Raw genomic sequence first — 18,598 nt, 5'->3', positions numbered from 1 at the left:
TGGTGCTGCCTTGGGGAGCGGCGGTCAGCCGAGGACGGCGAGCGCGTCGATCTCGATCAGGAGCCCGGCGGGCAGCCCGACGTAGACCGTGGTGCGGGCGGCCGGGGGCTGGGTGAGGCCCTGCTCGCCGAAGTAGGTGTTGTAGATGTCGTTCATCTCGGCGAAGTGGTCCACGTCGGTGAGGTAGACGCGGATCATCATCACGTCGTCCCAGCCCGCGCCGCCCTCTTCGAGGATCGCCTTGACGTTGGCGAGGGTCTGGAGGGTCTGCTCGCGCAGGGTGGGACCGGCCGGGGTGGGGGCCTTGCCCTCCTCGGCGGGCAGGAAGCCGACCTGACCGGCGACCTGGAGGATGTTGCCCTTCCTGACGCCGTGGGAGAACTTCGCGGGCGGCACCGTGTGGGTCTTCGGGGTGAGCGCGATCTTGTCGGTCATGCGGTGGGGTCCTTCACTGGGGTTCTTCCGGAGTACTCGCCGCTGATCGCGTCCGCCGTGCGGCGCACCCGCGGGAGCAGGGTGAGGAGTTCGTCGGCGGTGACGACGACGTTCGGCGCGGAGACCGACATCGCGGCGACCACCCGGCCGTCGGCGCCCCTGATGGGGGCCGCGACGCAGTTGATGGACTCCTCGTGGCCACCGAGGTCGGTGGCCCAGCCCTGTTCGCGCACCTTCTCCAACTCCCGCAGGAACGCGGTCGCGTGGGGGGTGGAACGGGCCGTGTACAGGGGGTATTCGAGCTTCTCCGCCAGCGCCCGGCGCTCGCCCTCGGGCAGGTCGGCCAGCAGCAGCTTGGCGACGGCGGCGACGGTGATGGCGACCGGCTTGCCGACGCGCGAGTACATGCGCACCGGGTAGCGGCTGTCCACCTTGTCGATGTAGAGCACCTCGTTCTCCTCGTGCACGGCGAGGTGCACGGTGTGCCCGCACGCCTCGTTGAGCTTCACGAGGTGGGGGTGGGCGATCTCGCGGATGTCGAGGTTCTCCATCGCCTCCTGGGCGAGGGCGAAGAGGCGGGCGCCGAGCCGGTAGCGCTGGTCGGACTGGCGGTAGACCAGGCCGTGTTCGTGCAGGGTGCGCAGCAGGCGCAGCGCGGTGGACTTGTGCACCCCGAGCCGTTCGGCGACCTGGCCGAGGTCGGCGGGGCCCTCCGCGAGCAGCGGGAGGATGCTCAGGGCGCGGTCGACGGTCTGGCTCATGCGGTGCTCGTCCCTTCGGTGACCTGGTCGGCTCCGGTCCAGCCGGGGCCGAGTCGCAGTCTCCCCCACGCCTCGTCGCTCAGGGCGGCGAGCCGGTCGGCGTGGTCGCGGGCGGGCGGGTCGGCGAGGTCGCCGGGGACGGTGAGGGCGGCCGCGGCCATCAGGTGGCCGTGCCGCAGCCGGGCGCGTGCGGGGAGCCCGCGCAGGGTGGCGGAGAGGAACCCGGCGGCGAAGGCGTCGCCCGCCCCGACGGTGGCCACCACGTCGACGGTGAGGGCGGGCACGTGCACGGCGGACTCCCCCGGGCCCGTGCGCTCGAAGACCGTCGCGCCGTGCGGGCCCTCCTTGACGACCAGCACGCGCGGTTCGGGCAGCAGCCGCCGGACGGCCTCGACCCCGCCCCGCGTGCCCCAGGCGTCCTCCGCCTCGTCGGTGCCGACGAACACGATGTCGGCCCGCCGGGCCAGGTCCAGCAGCACCAGCGCGTCCTCGGCCTCACGCCACAGGCCGGGGCGGTGGTTGACGTCGAAGGACACCACCGGGCGTCCCTCACGCGGCGCGGTCAGGGTGTGCAGCAGTTCCCGGCACCCCGGTGACAGCGCGGCGGTGATCCCGGACAGGTGCAGCACGCGGCCCGCGTCCAGGGCGGCGAGGTCGGTGTTGTCGACGGCCATCGCGGAGGCGGCCGATCCGGCGCGGTAGTAGGCGACTTCGTGGGCGTCGGTGGCCCGGTCGGCGGCGGTGCGGAAGTAGACCCCGGTGGGCCGGGCGGGGTCCACGCGGACCGCGCCGGTGTCGACGCCGTAGGAGCCGATCCGCTCCACCAGGTGGTGGCCGAAGCCGTCGGCGCCGACCCGGCTGACCCAGCGGGCCGGGTGGCCGGCGGCGGCGAGGGTGCAGACCACGTTGGACTCCGCGCCGCCGATGCCCCGGTGGAAGGCGGGCACGTCGGCGAGGCGGCCGGGGCGGTCGGGGAGGAGGGCGACCATGGATTCGCCGAGGGCGACGACGTCCACGGCATCCACGGCGTCCGGGGCGGCGCTGGACGGTCCGTCGGCGGTCACGATGGTCTCGGCTCCTCGTCGGTGGTCCGGGGTGACGACTTCGTTGACCCCGTGTTGGCCGAGATGTTAGACAGCATGGAGCGACATACGCAATGGACGTTGCAGAGAGTGCAACGACGCTGATCAGGAGGCTCGTATGGCTCGTGAGACCGGTTCCGACGCCCTGGCGGAGCTCGCCGGGGAACGGGTCGACCACCGTTTCAAGGGCCTTCCGCCGGACGCCGCCGGGCTGACGGTGGGCGAACTGGCCGCCGAGCGCCGCAACCTGTTCACCGGCGGCTTCGCCACTCCCGTCCTCGCCCTGTCCGCCGAGCGCCTGGCACACAACCTCGCGCTCATGGAGACGTACGCGGCCCGGCACGGCCTCGCCTTCGCCCCGCACGGCAAGACCTCGATGGCGCCGCAGCTCTTCGCCCGGCAGATCGAGCACGGCGCCTGGGGCATCACGGTCGCGGCACCTCATCAGGTGTGGGTGGCACGGGAGTTCGGCGTCCGGCGGATCTTCCTCGCCAACGAGCTGGTGGACGCGGCCGCGCTGCGCCGCATCGCCGCCGAGCTGGCCGCCGACCCGGCCTTCCGCCTGGTGACCTACGTCGACTCCGTGCGCGGGGTCGAGCTGATGGACGCGGCCCTCACCGGCGCGGCCCGTCCGCTGGACGTGGTGGTGGAGCTGGCGGCCGGGGAGGGCGCGCGTACCGGCGCCCGTACCGAGGCGGAGTGCGCGGAGGTCGCCGCCGCCGTGGCCGCCACCGGCACCCTGCGCCTGGTCGGCGTGGCGGGGTACGAGGGCGAGGTGCCGAAGGCCGATCCCGAGCGGGTCGCCGCCTACCTGCGCCGGCTCACCGCGCTCGCCGCGGCCCTGGACGCCGGGGGCCTCTTCGGCAAGGCGGACGAGATCGTGGTCAGCGCGGGCGGCAGCGCCTGGTTCGACACGGTGGCCGAGGTGTTCGCCGAGGTCCCCGAGCTGTCCCGCCCGGTGCTGAAGCTGCTCCGCTCGGGTGCCTACGTCTCCCACGACGACGGCCACTACCGCCGCATCACCCCCTTCAACCGGGTGCCCGAGGAGGGCGCCCTGGAGCCCGCGTTCCGGCTGTGGGCGCAGGTGGTCTCCCGCCCCGAGCCGGGCCAGGCGTTCGTCGACGCGGGCAAGCGCGACGCCGCCTACGACCTGGACAAGCCCGAGGCGCAGGTCGTACGCCGCAACGGCGCCGAACACCCGGCCACCGGCGTCACGGTGACCGCCCTGTCGGACCAGCACATGTGGCTGGCCACCACACCGGAGGCCGATGTCATGGTGGGCGACTGGATCGGCTTCGGCCTGTCCCACCCCTGCACCAGCTTCGACAAGTGGCAGCTCATCCCGGTGACCGAGGCGGACGGCACGGTCGTGCAGTACATCCGCACGTTCTTCTAGGAGGGCAGGGCCATGGAAGAACTCGTCATCCGGGACGCCGACGTGGTCGACGGCAGCGGCGCGCCCGCCTACCGCGCCGATGTGGTGGTCGACCGAGGCCGGATCGTCTCGATCGTCAAGGAGGCCGCGGCGGCGGGCTGCCAGCGCCCTCGCGCCCGGCGCGAGCTGGACGCGGAGGGGCTGGTCCTCTCCCCCGGCTTCATCGACATGCACGCCCACTCCGACCTGGCCCTGCTGCGCGACCCCGACCACAGCGCGAAGGCCGCCCAGGGCGTCACCCTCGAGGTCCTGGGCCAGGACGGCCTGTCGTACGCCCCCGTCGACGACCGCACGCTGGAGGAGGTCCGCCGGGCCATCACCGGCTGGAACGGCTACGGCGACGACCTCGACTTCGACTGGCGCTCGGTCGGCGAGTACCTGGACCGGCTCGATCAGGGCATCGCGGTCAACGCGGCCTACCTCATCCCGCAGGGCACGGTCCGCGCGCTGGTCGTCGGCTGGGAGGACCGCCCGGCGACCCCGGCCGAGCTGGACCGGATGCGGCACCTGGTCGCGGAGGGCCTGGAACAGGGCGCGGTCGGCCTCTCCTCCGGCCTCACCTACACCCCCGGCATGTACGCGAACGACGCCGAACTGACCGAACTGTGCCGGGTGGTGGCCTCCTACGGCGGCTACTACTGCCCGCACCACCGCTCCTACGGCGCGGGCGCCCTTCAGGCGTACGCCGAGATGGTCGCCCTCACCCGGGAGGCGGGCTGCCCGCTGCACCTGGCGCACGCCACCATGAACTTCGGCGTCAACGAGGGCCGCGCCCCCGAGCTGCTCGCCCTGCTCGACGCGGCGCTGGACGCGGGCGCCGACCTCACCCTGGACACCTATCCCTACACCCCCGGCTCCACCACCCTCGCGGCGCTGCTGCCCAGTTGGGCGAGCGAGGGCGGCCCCGCGAAGATCCTGAGCAGGCTCACCGACCCGGCGACCGCCGAGCGCGTCCGGCACCATCTGGAGGTCACCGGCTCGGACGGCTGCCACGGCGTACCGGCGGAGTGGGAGACGATCGAGATCTCCGGCGTGACCAGCCCGGCGCTGGCCGCGTACGTGGGCCGCACGGTGAAGGAGGTGGCCGCACTGCGCGGCGAGGAGCCGTGGGAGACCGTACGGCACCTGCTGGTAGAGGACCGGCTCGGCACCACGATCCTGCAGCACGTCGGCCACGAGGAGAACGTCCGCGCGATCATGCGGCACCGCGCGCACACCGGCGGCTCGGACGGCATCCTCCAGGGCACCAAGCCGCATCCGCGCGCCTACGGCACCTTCCCGCGCTATCTCGGCACCTACGTCCGCGAGCTGGGCGTGCTGTCGCTGGAGGAGTGCGTGGCCCGGCTGACCTCGCGGCCCGCGGCCCGGCTGCGACTGCCGGACCGGGGCCTGGTGCGCGAGGGGTACCGCGCGGACCTGGTGCTGTTCGACCCGGCCACCGTCGCCGCCGGCTCCACCTTCGCGGAGCCGAGGACGCTGCCGACCGGGATTCCACACGTCCTGGTGGACGGGCGGTTCGTCATCGAGGACGGGCGGCGCACCGACGTGCTGGCGGGCCGGTCGGTGCGCCGTACCCCGGTGTGACGGTCAGGGCTTGGGCAGCGTGCAGCCGGCCGCGCCGAGGTTGAGCTTGTTGCCGGTCGTGAAGCAGGCCGGTATCTGGTAGGTCTCCTGGGCGTAGTTGATGCCCTGACGGACCGTGACCTTGCCGTTCTGGTCGACCTCGCACGGGTTGTTCTCGGTGCAGGACTGGCCGTCCTCGTTGCCCGTGTTGTTGACGGCGACGACCTTGCCGGTGGCGGTGTCGACCACCGGGGAGCCGGAGGTGCCGCCGATGGTGTCGCAGGCGGCGGTGTAGCGCAGCGAGTCCTTCCAGGTCCAGCCGCCCTCCTTCAGCCGGTACACGAACCCGTCCGCGTTGCAGGAGTAGATCCGCTTCCAGTAGCCGGAGACGACCTTGATGGCGCTGCCGGCCACCGGGTGGGTGTCGCTCAGCGGCAGCGCGTTGATGCCGTACGAGCTTTTGATGGCCGCGTAGCTGGTGGTCAGCCGGTACAGGGTGACGTCGGTGTCGGTCATGGTCGAGTACACGACCTGGTTGGCGCGGAGCGTGGCGACCTTGGTGCCGGCCGAGTTCAGCAGGCCGAAGGTGCGGCTGGAGGACTGGCCGGTGATGACCTGGCCGGGCTGCGGGAAGCCCGTCTCCAGGCAGTGCCCGTTGCTCAGCACCAGCGCGGGGTCGCTGTCCGCCGAGTTCGGCAGCCGGACGACGGAGCCGGAACAGTTGCTGAGCGACACGGTTCCGGCGAAGTCGACGGTCACCGCCCTGGCCTGCGGCGCGGCCACGGCCGGAGTCGCGCCGAACCCGGCGAGCGCCACGGCGGAGAGCGCGGCCAGGAGAGGCTTGTTCATGTGGGGGTCCTCTCTGCGGAAGCGGACGACCGGAGAGCCACCGGCCGCCCGTATTGTCATGCGCATTGTTATCGGGTCGGCGAGAGAGGACAAGAAGGCGTCACGTGGAGGACGCCCGGCCGACGGCCCGTCGGACTCAGCGGTGCCGGTGCCGCCAGCCGCCATGGGCGGGGGTACCGCCGGGGGCGGGGGTGAGGGAGGCCACGGGAACGGCGGCCGTCGTCGCGGGGGCGGTGGACGGCGGGGCCGTCTGGGAGGCGGTGGCGGCCGCGGGCACGACCGACGGCGCGGCCGGCGTCCCGGCCGACGAGGTGGATGTGACCGGTGTGGCCCGCACCGGAGTGGCACGCGGCGGGGTGGCCGAGGGGCGGACGTCGACGGCTCCCGCGCTCACCGCGGCCGCGGGGTCCGGCGTGCCGGAGGTGGCCGGCACCGCGGACGCGCCGGAGGTGGCCTGTCCGGTGGTCACCGGGCGGTCACCGCCGGACGGCGACGAGGAGCCCGCCAGACCCGCGATCACCGCGGCGGCCCCGACCGTGCCGGCGACCGCCCCGGCCACCGCCACCCGGCGGCGCCCCCCGGCCGGCCGCCGCCGGCGCCCGGACCGCCCGCCGGCGGCAGCGGCGACTCCGGCGGCGCCGGGGCCCGTCGGGCCGGGAGGCGTGGAGAGTTCGGTCAGAGCGGGCAGTTCCCGGGTCTGGTCGTAGGCGCTCTGCCAGCCGTGGGCGGCGGCGGGGTCGGCGTACCCCTCGTAGGAAGGTGCCGGGGCGGCCGGGGGGTGGAAGACGATCGGCGGGACCGGCGCCGCGCCGTCCGCCTCGTGCGCGCCGTACACCTCCGGCTCGCACTCGCGTTCGCTAGACATGATCGTCGCATTCTAGGGAGACGGACGCGCCCCGAACACCCCTCGGCGAAACCCGGTGAAACCGGCGCGTCCCACGTGGTGGAGAACACACGCGCCGCCCCTTCCGGGGCCGTAAGCTCGCGGGCATGCAGGTGATCCAGTCGACCAAGCTCGCCAACGTCTGTTACGAGATCCGGGGCCCGGTGCTCGAGGAGGCGATGCGGCTGGAGGCGGCCGGTCACCGCATCCTGAAGCTCAACACCGGCAACCCGGCCGCCTTCGGCTTCGAGTGCCCCCCGGAGATCCTGGAGGACATCCTCCGCAACGTCTCCACGGCCCACGGCTACGGCGACGCCAAGGGCCTGCTGGCCGCCCGCCGCGCGGTGGTCATGCACAACCAGACCCTCGGCATCGAGACCGACGTCGAGCACGTCTTCATCGGCAACGGCGTCTCCGAGCTGATCGTGATGGCCATGCAGGCCCTGCTCGACGACGGCGACGAGGTCCTCGTGCCCGCTCCGGACTACCCCCTGTGGACGGCTGCCGTCTCGCTGTCCGGCGGCACCGCGGTGCACTACCGGTGCGACGAGCAGGCCGACTGGATGCCCGACCTCGCGGACATCGAGCGCAAGATCACCGACCGCACCAAGGCCCTGGTGATCATCAACCCGAACAACCCGACGGGCGCGGTCTACGACGAGGCGATGCTCAAGGGCCTGACCGACCTGGCCCGCCGCCACAACCTGCTGGTCTGCTCCGACGAGATCTACGACAAGATCCTCTACGACGGCGCCGTCCACACCCCCACCGCCAAGGTCGCCCCCGACCTGCTCACCCTCACCTTCAACGGCATGTCGAAGGCGTACCGGGTGGCCGGCTACCGGGTCGGCTGGATGGCCGTCTCCGGCCCGCGCGCGCATGCCGACTCCTACCTGGAGGGCCTGACGATCCTGGCCAACATGCGACTGTGCGCCAACATGCCGGGCCAGCACGGCGTGGTGGCGGCGCTCAGCGGCCGCCAGACGATCAACGACCTGGTGCTGCCGGGCGGCCGGCTGAAGGAGCAGATGGACACGGCGTACGAGCTGCTCACCCGGATTCCCGGCGTGAGCTGCGTACGGCCCAAGGGCGCGCTCTACCTCTTCCCGCGCCTGGACCCGAAGGTCTTCAAGGTCAGGGACGACCGGCGGCTCGTACTGGACCTGCTGCGTCAGGAGAAGATCATGGTGGTCCAGGGCACCGGCTTCAACTGGCCCGAGCCGGACCACTTCCGGGTCGTCACCCTGCCCAACGTGGCCGATCTGACGGACGCGGTGACCCGGATCGGGACCTTCCTGGACGGCTACGGCCAGCCATAGGACCGACTCGCATCAACTTTAGACTCAATCCAAGCTAGGATGGTTTCCTGTCAGCGCAGAGGAGGCCGTCCCATGTACGAACCGATCCGCACCAAGTCGGTCCACAGCACTCCGGCGGCCCCGGACTTCCCGCACCGCTCCCGCGACGAGGAACTGGACATCCAGCTCGCCGGACACCTCGCCGCCCTGCTCGCCGTCACCGACGAACTGCGCGGCCCGGCCGCCGGCCCCGAGCTGGACACGGCCGCGGAGCGGCTCGCCGCCGAGGTGGCCCGCCTGCGCGGCGGCCGGCTCCCGGTACGGGCGGCGCCGGGAACGGCCACCGATACGGCGTCGCTGCACCGCCGGGCGCACACCCTCGCGGGCCGCGCCCTGCTCGTCGCGGCCTCCCGCGCGGACACGGCGGCCGCCATCCTGGCCGCCGAGCGGATGGACGCCCACACGGCGGCCCTGGCCGCGCCGAGGGAACTCAGCGCGGCCCACTGACCCCGCTTCAGCCGAGGCGCTCCACCAGCGCCCGGTACTGGTCCCACAGCTCCTTGGGCGTGTGATCGCCGAAGGTCTCGAGGTGCCCAGGCACCAGGGACGCCTCCTCGCGCCAGACCTCCTCGTCGACGGTGAGCAGGAAGTCCAGCTCGGCCTCGGTGAGGTCCAGGCCCTCGGTGTCCAGGGAGCCCTTGGCCGGCAGCACGCCGATGGCGGTCTCCACGCCCTCGGCGCGGCCGTCCAGGCGGTCCACGATCCACTTCAGGACGCGGCTGTTCTCGCCGAAGCCCGGCCAGACGAACCTGCCCTCGCCGTCCTTGCGGAACCAGTTGACGTAGTAGATCCGGGGCAGCTTCTCCGGGTCCTTGTCCTTGGCCACGTCGATCCAGTGGGCCATGTAGTCGCCCATGTTGTAGCCGCAGAACGGCAGCATGGCGAAGGGGTCGCGGCGCAGCTCGCCGACCTTGCCCTCGGCGGCGGCGGTCTTCTCACTGGCCACGTTGGCGCCCAGGAACACGCCGTGGTTCCAGTCGAAGGACTCGGTCACCAGCGGGACCGCGCTGGCCCGGCGGCCGCCGAAGAGGATCGCCGAGATCGGCACCCCGCGCGGGTCCTCCCACTCGGGCGCGATGATCGGGCACTGGTCGGCGGGGACCGTGAAGCGGGCGTTGGGGTGGGCGGCCGGGGTGCCGGACTCCGGCGTCCAGTCGTTGCCCTTCCAGTCGGTCAGGTGCGCGGGCTGCTCCTCGGTCATGCCCTCCCACCACACGTCGCCGTCGTCGGTGAGGGCGACGTTGGTGAAGACCGCGTTGCCCCACAGGGTCTTCATCGCGTTGGCGTTGGTGTGCTCACCGGTGCCGGGCGCGACGCCGAAGAACCCGGCCTCCGGGTTGATCGCGTAGAGCCGGCCGTCCTCGCCGAAGCGCATCCAGGCGATGTCGTCGCCGATGGTCTCCACGCTCCAGCCGGAGACGGTGGGCTCCAGCATGGCGAGGTTGGTCTTGCCGCAGGCGGAGGGGAAGGCGGCGGCGACGTACTTGGACTCGCCGTGCGGCGGCGTGAGCTTGAGGATCAGCATGTGCTCGGCCAGCCAGCCCTCGTCGCGGGCCATGACGGAGGCGATGCGCAGGGCGTAGCACTTCTTGCCGAGCAGCGCGTTGCCGCCGTAGCCGGAGCCGTAGGACCAGATCTCGCGGGACTCGGGGAAGTGCGAGATGTACTTGGTGGAGTTGCAGGGCCACGGCACATCCTGCTCGCCCGCCGCCAGCGGGGCGCCCAGGGTGTGCACGGCCTTGACGAACTCGCCGTCCTCGCCCAGCTGCTCCAGAACGGCGCTGCCCATGCGGGTCATGGTGCGCATCGAGGCGGCGACGTAGGCGGAGTCGGTGATCTCCACACCGAGCGCGGAGAGCGGGGAGCCGAGCGGGCCCATGCAGAAGGGCACGACGTACATCGTGCGGCCGCGCATCGAACCCCGGAACAGGCCGCCCTCGCCGCCGGACCCCTGGAAGATCTCCCGCATCTCGGCGGGGTCCTTCCAGTGGTTGGTCGGGCCCGCGTCGGCCTCCTTCTCGGAGCAGATGAAGGTCCGGTCCTCGACCCGCGCGACGTCGGTCGGGTCGGAGGCCGCGTGGTACGAGTGCGGCCGCTTGACCGGGTCGAGCCGGGTGAAGGTGCCCTTGGCGACGAGCTCCTCGCACAGGCGCTCGTACTCGGCCTCGGAGCCGTCACACCAGACCACGTTGTCCGGCTGGGTCAGTTCGGCGATCTCGTCGACCCACGAGATCAGTTCCTGATGGGTGGTCGGGATGACGGTGGGAGCCGCGTTGTCGCGCGCCACGATCGCTCCTAAGTGAGGGTTTATGGCCCTGGGTGAGGGATTTTCTCGGCCCCTTGGGGGCTGCGGCCCGGATGCCAGGCGGCAACCCCGGTCGGGGTCGACGCTCATCCGGTACCGACCGCACTCATTTGATCATCCGATGCGAGTGCGCATATGTCCAGAGGGCGTCACAGGTGAGCGAGTACCCCCGAAACGGCCTGTCCCGCGTCCGTCCTGCTGACATGCGCACCCCTTTACGCCCGCCTGGCGCGCACATGGCGAATTCTTTGCCCGCCGGACCCGTGTCGGACGTGAGACGATGGATCTTGGCAGCGGCGTGACCTCGGCCACCCGCCCAGGGGGTCTGATTCGTAACTTACGGTTCCGTAGGTACGATGCGGGGCATGACTGCGTCCGTTCCCACGCTTTCCTTGCCGGAGCCCGTCAAGCCCCGGCTCCGTGGCTGGCTGCACCTGGGCATGTTCCCGGCCGCACTCATCGCCGGCCTGGTCCTCACCGCCCTCGCCGACTCCACCCGCGGCCGTGTCGCCTGCGGTATCTACGCCCTGACGGCATGTCTGCTCTTCGGCGTCAGCGCGCTGTACCACCGGGGCAACTGGAGCCCCCGGGCCGACCGCATCCTGCGCCGCCTCGACCACTCCAACATCTTCCTGATCATCGCCGGCACCTACACCCCGCTCACCCTGCTGCTCCTGCCGGGCAGCAAGGGGCAGTGGCTGCTGTGGGGCATCTGGGCGGCCGCCCTCGCGGGGATCGCCTTCCGCGTCTTCTGGGTCGGCGCGCCCCGCTGGCTGTACACCCCGTGCTACATCGCCATGGGCTGGGCCGCCGTCTTCTTCCTGCCCGACTTCATGCGCACCGGCGGCGTCGCCGTCCTGATCCTGGTGGTCGTCGGCGGCCTGCTGTACAGCGCCGGGGGCGTGGTCTACGGCATCAAGAAGCCGAACCCCTCACCGCGCTGGTTCGGCTTCCACGAGGTCTTCCACGCCCTCACGCTGGCCGCGTTCGTCGTGCACTACATCGGCATCTCGCTGGTGGCCTACCAGCACGCCTGACGGACCTGCGGGGCGGCCGGGGCGGCCGTGCCATCCTGACCGGGTGAACGGACCCGTGATCCACCTCGAAGTCGCCCCGGAACTGCACCCGTTCGTGCCGCACGCCCACCGCGCGGGCCCCGCCGAACTCGGCACCGACGGCGTCTCCTCCCTCGGCCATGTCGTGGAGTCGCTCGGCATCCCGCTGACCGAGGCCGGCACCCTCACCGTGGACGGCCGCGAGGTCCCCCGCTCCCACGTACCGGCCGACGGCGAGTCCGTCCGCGTCGGCCCGGTCCCCCGCCCCCAGCGGGTGCCCGGCGCCCCCTTGCGCTTCCTGCTCGACGTGCACCTGGGCACCCTGGCCCGCCGGATGCGCCTGCTCGGCGTGGACACGGCGTACGAGTCCACCGACATCGGCGACCCGGCGCTCGCCGCGCGTTCGGCCGCCGAACGCCGGGTCCTGCTCAGCCGGGACCGGGGTCTGCTGCGCCGCCGGGAGCTGTGGGCCGGGGCGTATGTGTACAGCACCCGGCCCGAGCAGCAGCTCCGGGACGTACTGGAGCGGTTCGCCCCGGAGCTGGCCCCCTGGTCCCGCTGCACCGCCTGCAACGGCCCGCTGCGTCCGGCCACCAAGTCCCAGGTGGCCGACCGGCTCCAGGCCGGCACGCGGGACACGTACGACGTGTTCGCGGCCTGTGGGGAGTGCGGGCGGGCGTACTGGAAGGGGGCGCACCACGCGCAGTTGGAGGCGATCGTGGCGGAGGCGGTGCGGTTCCGGTCGGGGCTGGGCTAGCTCCGACAGGTGCCGCCGGTGCCTGGTGCCGCCGGTGCCCGGTGCCGTCAGTCCTTGGTGCCGTCCACGATGACCGGGCTGCCGCCGGAGCCGCTGCCGCAGGGCACGGCGTACACGGGGTGGGCCTTGGCGGCCTCGCGGTAGGCGTCCAGGCACTGGTTGTACAGGACCTTGTCGCTGAGGGAGCGCTCCAGGATCTTGTTGGCGCGGGCGGTGCCCTCGGCCTCGATCCGCTTGCGCTCGGCCTCCGCCTTGGCGGTCCGCGCGGCCTCGACGGCGCGCTCGGTGGCCTGCTCCTGCTGGATCTTCTTGTCGATCTGGCCCTGCAACTGCTTCGACGGCCGCACGTTGCGCAGGTTGACGGTGGTCACGTCGATCCCGCGCGGCGCCAGCCGCTCCTTCACCTGGGCCTCGATCTCGGCGCTGATCCGCTCGCGGGCCGAGGCGTACCCCTCCTCGCTGGTGTGCCGGGCGAAGACGTTGCGGATGATCTCGCGGCTGTCCGGCAGCACCAGCCGCTCCTGCACCGCGTCCTCGCTGCCCGCCAGCCGGTACAGCTCGACCGCCTTGCGCGGGACGACGGCCCACTTGATGGTGACGTCCGCGTAGAGCACCCCGCCCTGCGAGGAGCGCACCTCCACCCGGTCCTCGCCGCCCAGGTCGAGGTCGACCGGCCGGGTGGAGAAGGAGGTGACGTCGGTGAACGGCGACTTGACGTGCATGCCGGAGGTCAGCGGGGTGCCGACCCGGCCGAATGTCACCGGGACGCCCACCTCATAGGCGCTGACCACATGAAGACAGGCGAACAGGCCGGCCAGGACCCCACCCAGGGCCCCGATCGCGGCCCCGATCTTCCAGCCGGCCTCGGCTCTGCCCCGTCCCACGAGGAACACGGCGACGGCCGCTATGAGCAGCAGTACGGACAGTACGAACACGGGCTTTCCCCCCACAGGATGCGCCACCCCGTCCGGGCGGCGGGCAGCGCATGGTAGCGGGCGGGGGTGTCCGGGAAGTAGCCGTGCGGGGTGCCGGGTCCGGTCAGTTGCCGTCCAGCGCCGCGCGCAGCGTTTCGGGGTCGGTGACCGGGGCCTCGCAGGTGAAGTTCCGGCAGACGTACGCGGCCGGGGCGCCGTCCACCAGGGGGCGGTGCGCGAGCAGGGGGAACTCCTCGCCGTCCGGTGTGCCCGCGGCGGCGACCGCGCCGGGGGCGCGCGTGAGGAGGGCCGTGCGGTGCAGGGCCGCGGTGCGTTCGTCGGTGAGGGACGGGCCGACGACGGCGACCTCGCGGGGTCCGTCGAGCAGCGCCTCGGCGGCGGCCAGGCCCCAGCCGACGAACCGGGGCACCCGCGGCCCGAGGGCCTTGACCACGCCAAGGGCCCGCTCGGCGGCGGTCCGGTGGGCCTCGGAGCCGGTGTGCGCGGCGTAGGACAGCAGGGCGGCGGCCGCGGCGGACCAGCCGGAGGGGGTCGCGTTGTCCGTCGGGTCCTGCGGGCGGCGGATGAGCTGCTCGGCGTCGGAGGCGGTGTCGTACAGCGCGCCGCTCTCCGGATCGGTGAAGCGGGCCATGACCTGGTCGAGGAGGAGCCCGGCGAAGTCCAGCCAGACGCCCTCGCCGGTGACGGAGGCCAGCGCGAGGAAGCCCTCGGCGACGTCGGCGTAGTCCTCCAGCACCCCGGAGTTGTCCCCGGCCCGGCCGTCGCGGCTGGTCCGGGTGAGGTGTCCGTGCTCGTCGAGGTGGACCCGGACCAGGTGGTCGGCGGCGGCGACGGCGGCCTCGATCAGGTCGGGGCGGTCGAAGTAGGCGCCGGTCTCGGCGAGGGCGGCGATGGCGAGGCCGTTCCAGGCGGCGACGACCTTGTCGTCCCGGCCGGGCGCGGGGCGCCGGGACCGCGCGGCGAGCATCCGCTCCCTGACCGAGGCGATCCGCCCGGCGTCGAACACCCGCTCCGACTGCGGCAGTTGGAGTACGGACTGGCCGTGCTCGAAGGTGCCCTCACCGGTCACACCGAAGTACTCGGCCGCGAGGTCGCCGTCCTCGTCCCCGAGCAGGGCGCGCAGGCTCTCGGGCGTCCAGACGTAGTACGCGCCCTCGACGTGACGGCCGGTGCCGTCGTCGCTGTCCGCGTCCAGCGCCGAGGCGAACCCGCCCTCCTCCGTACGGAGTTCGCCGACGAGGAAGTCGGCGGTCTCCAGCGCGACGCGGCGGGCGAGGTCGGAGCCGGTGGTGCGCCAGAGGTGGGCGTAGACCCGGCAGAGCAGCGCGTTGTCGTACAGCATCTTCTCGAAGTGCGGCACGACCCAGTCGCGGTCGACGGAGTAGCGGGCGAAGCCGCCGCCGAGCTGGTCGTAGATGCCGCCGCGGGCCATGCGCTCGCAGGTGTCGCTCGCCATCTGCAGGGCGCCCTCGGAGCCGGTGCGCGCGTGGTGGCGCAGCAGGAACTCCAGCGCCATGGAGGGCGGGAACTTGGGCGCGCCGCCGAATCCGCCGCGCTGGGGGTCGTACTCGCGGGTGAGGCCGAGGAGGGCCTGCGCGAGTTCCTCCTCACCGGGCACCCCGGCCGCCTGCCGGACGATCTCCCGCTGGGCGAGGTCCCGCGTGATCTTCCCGGCCACCTCGGTGACCTCGTCCCGCCGGCCCTCCCACGCCTGGTGCACCCCTTCCAGCACCTGCCCGAAGGAGGGCATGCCGTGCTGGGGGCGCGGCGGGAAGTAGGTGCCGAAGTAGAAGGGCTCGGCCTCCGGCGTCAGGAACACGGTCATCGGCCACCCGCCCTGCCCGGTCGCCGCCTGCACCGCCTCCATGTACACCGCGTCGACGTCCGGCCGCTCCTCCCGGTCGACCTTCACACTGACGAAGTTCTCGTTCAGGTAGTCGGCGGTGGCCTGGTCCTCGAAGGACTCGTGCGCCATGACGTGACACCAGTGGCAGGCGGAGTACCCGACGCTCAGCAGAATCGGCACATCCCGCCGCCTCGCCTCCTCGAACGCCTCCGGCCCCCAGGGGTACCAGTCGACCGGGTTGTCAGCGTGCTGGAGCAGATACGGCGAGGTCACGTCGGCTAGCCGGTTCATACGCTCCAGCCTCTCACAGGGGCTCTGCCGGACCGGGCACCCCGACAGCGCGGAGAAGTGCGACTCGTCTTCGCTCTTCCGCGCCAGGGCCGGTGGGGCCTCACACCTCGAACTCCAGCAATGTAATAGATACTCTCTTACACTCGGGAGCATGAAGCCGACCCGATCCGGCACCACCGAGAACATCTCCGTGTCGATGCCTGCAGAGCTGGTCAGCGAGCTTCGCTCGCGAACCGGGCGTCGCGGGCTGTCCAGCTATGTCACCGAAGCCGTCAGACATCAGCTCGCCATGGACGGGCTCGCCGAGATCGTCGCGGCCCATGAGGAGGAGCACGGCGCGCTCACCGAGCAGGAGATCGAAGCCGCCCGACGCGAGCTGTTCGGAGACGAGACCGCCGAGTGGGGCGCTGCGTGAAGGAGCGGCCGGCCCGCTCGCTGGTACTCGACTCCGAGGCGCTCTCCCTGCTTCTGCGCAACGATCGCGGGATGGCGGCTCGCATCGAGGCATCCCGGCAGGCCGGGATTCCCGTCTTTGTGTCTGCGCCGACCATTGTCGAAGCCGTACAGCAGAGAACCGATCTGGCACGTCTGAAGTGGATGCTCTCCCGGCTCCGAGTGGAACCGGTCAGCCAGGAGGACTCCCTGACCGCAGTGACGTTGCTTCGGGACGCAGGCCGGCTGCACGGACACAAGTACGCGATCGACGCTCTCGTCGCCGCGCTCGCGCTCCGCGTCCCGGCACCTGTCATCGTTCTGACCTCCGACCGTGACGACTGGTCGAAGCTGTGCGGGAACCGCGTGATCGTCAGAGAGGTGTGAGCACCGCCCACTACCGGGTTCGGAGGTCACGTCCCCCGGGCGCGCACCGTGTTCAGGCGATCGGGGCCGGGGTGTGGGTGCCGGTCGCTCCGCGGGTGAGTGCTCGTTCCGCCTCGGCGAGGCTGCGGACGGCGCGGGTGAGCTGGTCCGGGGGGAGGGTGTAGGGCAGGCGGACGTTGCGTTCGAAGGCGCCGCCGATACCGAACCGCGGGCCGGCCGCGATCGTCACTCCGTGCTCGGGGGCGATGGCCGCCAGCCGCGAGCTGACGGGGTCGGGGAAGGTGGCCCACAGGGTCATGCCGCCGGGCGGGCGCGGCGCGTGGACGTGGGGCAGGTGCTCGGCGAGGGCCCGCCTCAGCGCGTCGCGGCGTTCCGCCAGTTGGCGCAGCGCCTCGGGCCGGTGGGTCTGGCGGTTGTTCAGCAGGGCGGCGGTGGCGAGCTGTTCGATCACCGGGGTGCCGAGGTCGGTGGTGAGGCGGGCCTGTTCGGCACGCTCCAGCAGGGACGGGGTCGCGCGGATCCAGCCGATGCGCAGACCGCCCCAGACGCTCTTGGACACGGAGCCGATGCTGATGGCGGTGGGCATGTGGAGCGCGAAGGGCTCCGGGCTCGCCCCCTCCAGCGCCAGGTCGGTCATCGTCTCGTCGACGACCGTCGGGCAGGCCAGCCTGAGGCCGCGGCGCACGCTCGCGGACATGCTCGTACCGGTCGGGTTGTGGAAGTCGGGGATCAGGTAGGCGAGCCGTGCGGAGCGCGCCGCCTCACCGAGTTGCGCGGCGTCCCAGCCGGACGGGGTCAGCGCCACCGGCAGCGGCCGGGCGCGTACGTCCAGGAACGTCCTGATCGCGTGCGGGTAGGTCGGGTGGTCGATGACGACCCTGTCGCGCGGGGACACAAGGGTGCGGGCCAGGACGGCCAGGGCGTGCTGGGCCCCGTTGGTGATCATGATGTGGTCGGGCGCGGTGGGCAGCCCGCGCCGCCGGTACCAGTCGGCGACCGCTTCGCGCAGCTCCGTGATGCCGTAACGGTCGTAACCGCGCCGTTCGAAGTGCCGCGGCAGCTGTTCGAGCGCGGTGGCGAACGCGGCGTGCAGGATCTCGACCGGGGCCGTGGGCGCGGCCAGGGACAGGTCGAGGGTCTCCGGGCTCGCGTCGGCCCGCCGTTCGGCCGGTGTGTCGTCGGGCAGCCGTACGGTCGCCCGGGCGCGGGACCGGGTGGCGAGGTAACCGTGCTCGACCAGGGTCCGGTACGCGGCGCCGACGGTGGTCCTGCTGGTGTCGAGGGCCGCGGCCAGGTCCCGTTCGCTGGGCAGGGCGGCGCCGAGGGAAAGGCGCCCGTCCAGGACGAGCAGCCGGAGCCGGTCGGAGAGGCGCCGGTGCGCCGGGCCGGGGCCCTCCTGCCAGCGGCCCAGCATGCCGGCCACCGTGTGCGAGCTGACTTTCACCGGACCAGCGTAGGGAATCTGGCTATGGAATGCGGACCCAGATGATCCGCACAGTGGTGCCATGGCTCTTCCCGCTCCTCCCGAAACCGTCTCGACGCCACCTCACCCCGACCGGCCCGTACTGCTGCGCATGAGCGCCGTCGCCCAGGTCCGGGCGGGCCGGAAGACACGCCGCCTGCTGCAGCTCCTCGTCGGTCTGACGGGGTACGGGGGCGCCGTGATGATGCTGGTCCAGTCCGGGCTCGGCGCGGCGAGCTGGAACGTGCTCACCGAGGGAACGGCCCGCGTGTCGGGCATCTCGTTCGGCTGGGCGACGAACCTGATCTCCGTCCTCGTCCTCCTCGCCTGGATTCCCCTGCGGGAGCTGCCCGGCCTCGGCACGTTCCTCAACGTGGCCGTCGTGGGGTTCGCCGCGGACGCCACGGCGGCCGTGCTCCCCGACCCGCACGGGCTGCCCGGCCGGATCGCCTACCTGCTGCTCGGCCTGGTCGCGCTGGCGTTCTTCGACGCGCTCTATCTCGGCGCGCAGTTCGGCTCGGGCCCCCGCGACGGCATCATGACCGGCCTCGTACGGGTCACCCGCCTCCCCCTCGCGGCCGTCCGCACCGCGATCGAGGTCACGGTCGCCGGCGCCGGCTGGCTGCTGGGCGGGACCCTGGGAGTCGGAACGGTGCTTGTCGCACTGTGCATGGGGCCGCTGGTCGGTTTCTTCCTGCCCCGGACGACCGTCCGTCTGCCGGCCGGCCCTCCGAGCGAGCGGGTGGAGCCGTGACGGCGGGG

At 72.4% G+C, this 18,598-nt stretch carries 18 protein-coding genes; 9 read left to right on the top strand and 9 right to left on the bottom strand.

The annotated features are described in order from the left end of the window. Positions 1-24: 24 nt before the first annotated feature. The 3 genes from EV284_RS08385 to EV284_RS08375 are packed head-to-tail and all read right to left on the bottom strand — an operon-like array spanning position 25 to position 2,260. Complete coding sequence (locus tag EV284_RS08385) at positions 25-435, bottom strand: RidA family protein (protein ID WP_130331894.1); 411 nt, start codon at positions 433-435, stop codon at positions 25-27. After that, positions 432-1,196 (bottom strand): IclR family transcriptional regulator, encoded by a 765-nt coding sequence (locus tag EV284_RS08380; RefSeq protein ID WP_130331892.1) that lies wholly within the window; start codon positions 1,194-1,196, stop codon positions 432-434. Before EV284_RS08380 ends, EV284_RS08385 begins: the two co-directional genes overlap by 4 nt. Continuing rightward, complete coding sequence (locus EV284_RS08375) at positions 1,193-2,260, bottom strand: sugar kinase (RefSeq protein ID WP_130331890.1); 1,068 nt, start codon at positions 2,258-2,260, stop codon at positions 1,193-1,195. The genes EV284_RS08380 and EV284_RS08375 overlap by 4 nt, the downstream gene beginning before the upstream one ends. A gap of 136 nt (positions 2,261-2,396) precedes the next feature. Here EV284_RS08375 and EV284_RS08370 point away from each other — a divergent pair, with 136 nt between their 5' ends. Further along, positions 2,397-3,674, top strand: coding sequence for an alanine racemase (locus EV284_RS08370; protein WP_130331888.1), 1,278 nt, complete (start codon positions 2,397-2,399; stop codon positions 3,672-3,674). 12 nt (positions 3,675-3,686) lie between these two features. Next, the gene (locus EV284_RS08365; RefSeq protein ID WP_130331886.1) at positions 3,687-5,297 is read left to right on the top strand and encodes a D-aminoacylase; all 1,611 of its coding nucleotides are present in this window, start codon (positions 3,687-3,689) and stop codon (positions 5,295-5,297) included. A 3-nt stretch (positions 5,298-5,300) separates the two neighbouring features. On the opposite strand, the gene EV284_RS08360 is transcribed toward EV284_RS08365, so the two are convergent. Continuing rightward, complete coding sequence (locus EV284_RS08360) at positions 5,301-6,125, bottom strand: serine protease (protein ID WP_130331884.1); 825 nt, start codon at positions 6,123-6,125, stop codon at positions 5,301-5,303. A 136-nt stretch (positions 6,126-6,261) separates the two neighbouring features. Then, positions 6,262-6,990, bottom strand: coding sequence for a hypothetical protein (locus EV284_RS08355; RefSeq protein WP_130331882.1), 729 nt, complete (start codon positions 6,988-6,990; stop codon positions 6,262-6,264). A 125-nt stretch (positions 6,991-7,115) separates the two neighbouring features. Here EV284_RS08355 and EV284_RS08350 point away from each other — a divergent pair, with 125 nt between their 5' ends. Together EV284_RS08350 and EV284_RS08345 are read left to right on the top strand one after the other, a co-directional pair. Then, positions 7,116-8,327, top strand: a complete 1,212-nt coding sequence (locus EV284_RS08350; RefSeq protein WP_130331880.1) for a pyridoxal phosphate-dependent aminotransferase — start codon at positions 7,116-7,118, stop codon at positions 8,325-8,327. Between the two features lie 72 nt (positions 8,328-8,399). Next, the gene (locus EV284_RS08345) at positions 8,400-8,813 is read left to right on the top strand and encodes a hypothetical protein (RefSeq protein WP_130331878.1); all 414 of its coding nucleotides are present in this window, start codon (positions 8,400-8,402) and stop codon (positions 8,811-8,813) included. Positions 8,814-8,820: 7 nt separating this feature from the next. Here the strand turns inward: EV284_RS08345 and EV284_RS08340 are convergent, their stop codons facing one another. Further along, positions 8,821-10,653: a phosphoenolpyruvate carboxykinase (GTP) gene (locus tag EV284_RS08340; RefSeq protein WP_130331876.1), complete on the bottom strand. Its 1,833-nt coding sequence runs from the start codon at positions 10,651-10,653 to the stop codon at positions 8,821-8,823. A gap of 374 nt (positions 10,654-11,027) precedes the next feature. Here EV284_RS08340 and EV284_RS08335 point away from each other — a divergent pair, with 374 nt between their 5' ends. Together EV284_RS08335 and EV284_RS08330 are read left to right on the top strand one after the other, a co-directional pair. Continuing rightward, complete coding sequence (locus EV284_RS08335) at positions 11,028-11,708, top strand: hemolysin III family protein (protein WP_207228970.1); 681 nt, start codon at positions 11,028-11,030, stop codon at positions 11,706-11,708. 43 nt (positions 11,709-11,751) lie between these two features. Then, entirely contained in the window at positions 11,752-12,483 is a 732-nt protein-coding gene (locus EV284_RS08330; protein WP_130331872.1) for a Mut7-C RNAse domain-containing protein, read from the top strand. A 47-nt stretch (positions 12,484-12,530) separates the two neighbouring features. On the opposite strand, the gene EV284_RS08325 is transcribed toward EV284_RS08330, so the two are convergent. Both EV284_RS08325 and EV284_RS08320 read right to left on the bottom strand, forming a co-directional pair. After that, positions 12,531-13,418 (bottom strand): prohibitin family protein, encoded by an 888-nt coding sequence (locus tag EV284_RS08325; RefSeq protein ID WP_130331870.1) that lies wholly within the window; start codon positions 13,416-13,418, stop codon positions 12,531-12,533. A 103-nt stretch (positions 13,419-13,521) separates the two neighbouring features. Beyond that, on the bottom strand, positions 13,522-15,555 hold the full coding sequence (locus tag EV284_RS08320) for a thioredoxin domain-containing protein (RefSeq protein WP_130331868.1): 2,034 nt from the start codon (positions 15,553-15,555) through the stop codon (positions 13,522-13,524). A gap of 151 nt (positions 15,556-15,706) precedes the next feature. Here EV284_RS08320 and EV284_RS08315 point away from each other — a divergent pair, with 151 nt between their 5' ends. Beyond that, positions 15,707-15,970, top strand: coding sequence for a hypothetical protein (locus EV284_RS08315; protein ID WP_130331866.1), 264 nt, complete (start codon positions 15,707-15,709; stop codon positions 15,968-15,970). After that, positions 15,967-16,374, top strand: a complete 408-nt coding sequence (locus tag EV284_RS08310) for a PIN domain-containing protein (RefSeq protein ID WP_130331864.1) — start codon at positions 15,967-15,969, stop codon at positions 16,372-16,374. The genes EV284_RS08315 and EV284_RS08310 overlap by 4 nt, the downstream gene beginning before the upstream one ends. Before the next feature lie 52 nt (positions 16,375-16,426). Here the strand turns inward: EV284_RS08310 and EV284_RS08305 are convergent, their stop codons facing one another. Beyond that, a complete protein-coding gene (locus EV284_RS08305) occupies positions 16,427-17,818 on the bottom strand; it encodes a PLP-dependent aminotransferase family protein (RefSeq protein WP_130331862.1) in 1,392 nt (463 codons plus the stop codon). Between the two features lie 61 nt (positions 17,819-17,879). Here EV284_RS08305 and EV284_RS08300 point away from each other — a divergent pair, with 61 nt between their 5' ends. Beyond that, entirely contained in the window at positions 17,880-18,590 is a 711-nt protein-coding gene (locus EV284_RS08300; RefSeq protein WP_242625625.1) for a hypothetical protein, read from the top strand. Positions 18,591-18,598: the final 8 nt, after the last annotated feature.

The organism is Streptomyces sp. BK022 (genome assembly GCF_004217355.1).
Taxonomy (GTDB): Bacteria; Actinomycetota; Actinomycetes; order Streptomycetales; family Streptomycetaceae; genus Streptomyces; species Streptomyces griseoluteus.
The sequence above is the reverse complement of the archived record's forward strand: the minus strand, read 5'-3'. Positions and strand labels throughout refer to the sequence as shown.